At 67.8% G+C, this 3,735-nt stretch carries 4 protein-coding genes and 3 pseudogenes; all 7 read right to left on the bottom strand.

Annotation, left to right across the window (positions count from 1 at the left end; genetic code table 11):
* Window positions 1-210 (bottom strand): antitoxin Xre-like helix-turn-helix domain-containing protein (locus tag DQ229_RS06130; RefSeq protein ID WP_338014148.1); only part of this gene is annotated, 210 nt, incomplete at its 3' end.
* Window positions 211-249: 39 nt separating this feature from the next.
* Window positions 250-549 (bottom strand): annotated as a pseudogene (locus DQ229_RS16765) (hypothetical protein); the annotation flags it as partial.
* Window positions 546-1,427 (bottom strand): annotated as a pseudogene (locus DQ229_RS06120) (helix-turn-helix domain-containing protein); the annotation flags it as partial. The pseudogenes DQ229_RS16765 and DQ229_RS06120, both read right to left, overlap by 4 nt.
* A pseudogene (locus tag DQ229_RS06115) lies at window positions 1,424-1,883 on the bottom strand (VRR-NUC domain-containing protein). The pseudogenes DQ229_RS06120 and DQ229_RS06115, both read right to left, overlap by 4 nt.
* Before the next feature lie 57 nt (window positions 1,884-1,940).
* The gene (locus tag DQ229_RS06110) at window positions 1,941-2,120 is read right to left on the bottom strand and encodes a hypothetical protein (protein WP_114965389.1); all 180 of its coding nucleotides are present in this window, start codon (window positions 2,118-2,120) and stop codon (window positions 1,941-1,943) included.
* Window positions 2,117-3,238 (bottom strand): YeeE/YedE family protein, encoded by a 1,122-nt coding sequence (locus DQ229_RS06105; protein WP_114965388.1) that lies wholly within the window; start codon window positions 3,236-3,238, stop codon window positions 2,117-2,119. The genes DQ229_RS06110 and DQ229_RS06105 overlap by 4 nt, the downstream gene beginning before the upstream one ends.
* A gap of 1 nt (window position 3,239) precedes the next feature.
* On the bottom strand, window positions 3,240-3,735 hold a 496-nt coding region (locus DQ229_RS06100), incomplete at its 5' end, for a sulfurtransferase (RefSeq protein WP_274378824.1).

Genomic DNA, 3,735 nt, shown 5'->3' with positions numbered 1-3,735 from the left:
GATGTCGCCGGTCTTCCAGCGCGCCCATGTGCGCTGGGCCATGTCGCCGAGCAGGGTGCGGGCCTCAGTGTCGGTCAGGCCCCAGGCGCGGAATAGATTGACGGTCGCACGCGCCAGCGCCGCCGCTTCCTCGTCTGTGATGACGGGAAGGTCGGGACGTGCTGTAATCGGCTGGACCGTGGCAAACTGCATGGTGATCTCCTTTGGCATCAATATAGATATTTTGTGCCAATAGGCAATGGCGATCTCCTATCTGACCGCACTCACCCGTGTCCAAGGCTGCGCCTTCGGCATCGCTGCCGTTACCTCCACCTCCCGCAGCATCCCGCCCTCGATCAGCCCGTCGCGCACCCAGTCGAGCGCCTGCCACCAGTCGTCATAGGCGCGGCGTGCAGCTTCGATCTGCTGCGGGTGGGGCGAGAAGGTGCCTGGGCAGGCCAGCACCTCGACCGTGCGCCATTTGCCGCGGGCGAGCACGCGTACGGTGCCGACGACCACAGTGGCGGCACGCTCGCCATACCGGTTGCGCCTGACCTCGACCGGCACACACCCCGCGCGCGCAGGCGCTCGACCGTGACCAGCCCCCGCGCCAGCATGGCGTGGCACATTGCGCTGCTGATCATGCTGGCGGGCAGGTATTCCTCGGAATTGACCTTGGCCGCGTAGAAGGCCGCGAGTTCGTCATCGCTGGGCCTGGGGCCCTCGTCGGGTTTCCGTCGCCGGGCCTCGCCGTTGCCGGGCGCAGCGCCCTTCCTCGCGACCTGCGCGCCGGTGTGCTTCAGGCGCCCTGCTGCCCGCTGCATGGCGCGATCGAGCGCCTTGGGGCCATCGGGCGGCTCGGGATGGGTTCGCCGCGAGGCCTCGGCCACGGCGAGAATCGCGTCCTCGTCGAGACCCAGATCGTCGCGCCAGCGCCGGACATGCTCGCGCGGCGGCCAGCCCTGGCACCAGCCGGGCAGGGCGGTCGGGTCGAGGCCCAGGGCCTTGAGCAGCTCCCCGAAAAACTCCTCGGAGATGGCCTCGCGCGCTCGCGCGCCCTCCTCCTCCTCCTTTACTGGTTCACTTAGAGGTTCCCTTACAGGGTTAGTGTCCGGATTCCGGACACGGCTTTCGGCATTTTCCGGACACGGGTCTGGCACATGTGGTGTGAATCCCTGCTCGAAGCCCAGAATGTAGCGGCTGGGCATCTGCCGCTTGGGGACTCGATGCAGGCGTGGGACACGGCGCAGAAGCCCGGCGGCTTCGAGCTGGCCCAGATGCTCGTTCAGCGTCGATCGGCTGATCTCGCAATCATGCGCCAGCCGTTCTTGTGAGGGGAAGCAGCCATAGTCGGGATTGAACCGGTCACAGAGATGCCAGAGCACGATCTTCGTCGTGGGCTTCAGCCCGCGCTGCTTGATCGCCCAGTTGGTGGCCTCGTGGCTCATGGCGCTGCCCTCCGGGCTGGAGCGACCACGCGCCGGCCGGCATCGGTCTGCACAACCCGCGTGGTGAACCCATGATCGGCCAGTACGCCCGGCGCGTCGTCAAGCGAGCGCACCAGCGCCCAGCCGAAGCCCTGCGCCAGCACGGCATCGCTGCGCCGGGCGCAGCCGGCCCTTCGGCGCCTTCAGCTCCAGAAACAGCACGCGGCCGTCGCAGAGCACCATCAGATCGGCAAAGCCCGCATGGACGCCCATGCCGACAAGGATCGCCTGGCGCTTGGCGCCGCGCGGTCCGGGCTCGGTGACCTCATTGGCGCAATGGTGGATGATGGCCGTGCGGGGCAGGGCAAAGCGAAGCGCCTGCACCACCGCGCGCTGCAGATCGGCTTCGGGGGTGTGGCGGCGCGTCGTTGCGCGCCCCGCCCGGCATGGTCCCGGCGCTGGGCGGTCCGGATTGATCGTTAGTGCATCGCCGGCATCGACACCTTTCACGAACCTGCAAATGCGCCGGATCCGCTACCCGGCCGAACAATGCGCCCCGGCCGGAGCCTGCCCCGAGCCGAGCGCCGCGGGCGGTGGCACGGCGAACGGATCGACAGGTTCGGAACGCAGCGCATCAAGCGAGATGATGGCGGCGACCAGCACCAGCGCCGCGAGGCCCACCAGCGGCCGCGAAGAAGAAGCCTGAACGCTCATGCCACGCCCTCCGCCTGGGTGAACTTGCGGGGCACCAGCACCAGAGGGCGCAGCCGCAGCCCCAGGAACGACCCGACGAAAGCCGCGGCGAACCAGACCCAACCATGCAGGCTGCCGGTAGAGATGCCACTGAAAAATGCGCCGACATTGCAGCCGAAGGCCATGCGCGCCGAATACCCTAGCACGATGCCCGCCACGAGCACGAAGACCCAGCTTGGAACCGTCAGCGCCGCAGTCGGCGCGTCGGGCGAACTGCGCCAGCGCATGGCCAGAAACGCGCCAACGATCAGCCCGATATTGGTCAGCGATGTCACGTCAGTCAGGATGCTGGCCGACAGGCGTTCGGCATTGGCAGGGCTGGCCCAATAGGCCGTGGCGACCAGATCGGCGCCGCCCGCCTCGGCGACCTTGGCCCCCCAGAGGCCGAGGCCATAGACAATCCCCCAGGGCTGCCCGGCGACGATCAGGTTCAGAAGTGCGAGCGCGGCGATCAGCCCAGCCGCCACCCAAAGCCGCAGCGGCGGCAGCCGCTTGCCCGGATCGGCGCGGCGTATGGCAGCATAGCCCACCAGCCCGAGCGCAGCGAGCGTCAGCACAAGCCCGCCGCCATTGCCTGCGAAACCCTGAAGCGTGATGACCGGCAGCGTGCCCAGCCCTGTCCAGAAATCAAGATGCAGCGTACCCGCGAAGCTGCCCGCGATGAACCCGACAAGCGCGACCAGCCCCACCAGATTGCCACTTCCCGCGTTGATGAGCGTGCCCGAGCCGCAGCCCATGACAACCTGCATCGCCATGCCGAAGACAAAGGCACCAAGGATCATCCCGAAGCCCACCGGCGCATGGGCCCCCGCCAGTTCGCCCGGTGCGGCGGCCAGCAGCGGCAGTGCCAGCGCCGCCGTGGCGCCAATCGCCAGAAGCTGCGCCACAAGCCCGCGCGCATCGCGATCAGTAACCACTGTGCGCCAAGGCCCGGCAAAGCCGAAGCGCAGCCCCTCGAGCACAAGACCAAAGCCCAGCCCGATGGCCACCAGAAAAGCCGCGCGTGGCCCCGCCCAGGAGAATGCCGCCGCAACGAGCGCAAGCCCCACGGCGAAAAGCGTCAAACGTCGTGACAGCATCTCAGAAGATCCCTTCGATCCAGTTGCGCGTCTGCGTCCAGTAGACGGTGACGCGATAAGGCGCATTGTCGAGCGGCCGGCCCGCGGCCGTCCATTCGGCCATGCTTTCGGCATAGAGCCGTGTGTTGGACACACCGGCGATTTCACTCAGGGCGAACCAGTTGATCGCCGCCCAATGTCCGGTGTTGCAGAAGGAAACGGTCAGCGACGCCTCACTCCCGCGTGCAGCGGCGATCTCGGTCACGGCTTCCGGGGGCAGCATACGGGTGCCGTCGAACCAGTCTTCATAGGTTAGGCTTTCGGCGCCGCGGATGGTGCCGGCCCGCGCGATGGTCCAGAAGCTGCCCTCGAAAAAGTTGCGCGGGCGGGCGTCCACCAGGCTGGCTTCGCCGGTATCCACCAGCGCCTCGACCGCTTCGGTGCTGACCCGCCAACGCTCGCTCCACTGCGGCACGAATTCCGACTGCGCCACCTCGACAGGCTGCGTGCTGACCGGC

It is taken from the genome of Alkalilacustris brevis (genome assembly GCF_003350345.1).
Lineage (GTDB): Bacteria > Pseudomonadota > Alphaproteobacteria > Rhodobacterales > Rhodobacteraceae > Alkalilacustris > Alkalilacustris brevis.
The sequence above is the reverse complement of the archived record's forward strand: the minus strand, read 5'-3'. Positions and strand labels throughout refer to the sequence as shown.